The organism is Holdemanella sp. (assembly GCF_056804935.1).
The window spans coordinates 389-1643 of sequence record NZ_DBMEXE010000281.1; the positions used below are offsets into that span (position 1 = coordinate 389).

Here is a 1255-nt window from a genome sequence, read left to right on the forward strand (position 1 = left end):
ATTGTAATCGCTCGACATCTAACATACCCTTATTTTATCAGTTCTGTGTACTTTTTAGAAGATGCTTTACACTTTTCTACCGGATATTTCTTTTTATTTTGTTCTAATTTCATCAACAAAATCTCTTCCATATCCACACCTAGTTTGTTGGCCATTAAAATACAATAATTCATCACATCTGCCAATTCTTCACAAACATGTTGCTTATCATATTCATTATTCCATTGAAAGCATTCCAACAATTCTCCTGCCTCAATACTAATGGATTTTGCGAGATTTTCTGGATTATGAAATTGATCCCAATCTCTTTCCTCATTAAATTTTAATATTTCTTCAACTGCCCTTTTCATCTTAATCCTCCATCATTCGATATTTCTTTGGTGATTTTAAATACCTGATTGAACCTCTCATCACTGAAGTGACGAGATTCTTGGGAACAGGCTTCTATTGAAACCTTTCTTACCAAGCTATCCCCGCAGTTCCTGCGGTTGTTTTTGTTTATGTTTAATTTGCTAATATGCCTTGCATCAATATATTGATGGATGCATTTATATCTCTGTCATGATTTGAATGGCATTTTGGACAGGTCCATTTTCTTACTTTTAAATCTTTTGTTTCTTCATTCTTATATCCGCAACAATGACAGATCTGGCTGCTCGCATAGAACGTATCCACTTTCTTGATCACCTTTCCATACCACTGGGCTTTATATTCTAGCTGCGTTGTAAACTTTGACCAGGATACATCTGATATAGACTGGGCTAGATTGTGGTTTTTAAGCATATTGTCTACTTTTAAGTCTTCGATGCAGATAATGTCATATTCTGTAATGATTCTTGTAGATAGTTTGTTGATAAAATCCATTCTTTGATTCGCTATCTTTTCATGAAGTCTTGCAATCTTGATCCTGTTTTTGATCCAGTTGCGGCCGCCCTTTGTTTTTCGTGACTGCTGCTTCTGTAGCTTTTTCAGTTTCTCAATCGACTTCTTCAGATATTTTGGATTCTCTACCTTTTCTCCATTACTCAATATGATAAAATCCTTGATACCTAGATCTATACCTGTTTCATTATATGTCAGTGGAAACAAGACTTCTTCTACATCCGTATAACATAATGAAACATAATACTTTCCACTTGGTACTTGTGATACCGTTGCACTAAGGAGTCTTCCTTTAGGTGCTCGTGTTTTCTTTATCTTTACAAGACCAATCTTAGGAAGCTTGACCTTATTTTCATAGAGTTCAATATTTCCA

At 34.8% G+C, this 1255-nt stretch carries 2 protein-coding genes; both read right to left on the minus strand.

What is annotated here, in order from left to right; all coding sequences use genetic code 11:
- Positions 1–29: 29 nt before the first annotated feature.
- Entirely contained in the window at positions 30–350 is a 321-nt protein-coding gene (locus ACZQCL_RS09340; protein WP_003864113.1) for a nucleotide pyrophosphohydrolase, read from the minus strand.
- A 154-nt stretch (positions 351–504) separates the two neighbouring features.
- On the minus strand, positions 505–1255 hold a 751-nt coding region (locus tag ACZQCL_RS09345), incomplete at its 5' end, for an RNA-guided endonuclease TnpB family protein (protein WP_482483002.1).

Bases quoted from the DNA above. Each gene is read 5' to 3' on its own strand.
- ACZQCL_RS09340 (WP_003864113.1), bottom strand. From the start codon at position 350: ATGAAAAGGGCAGTTGAAGAAATATTAAAATTTAATGAGGAAAGAGAT.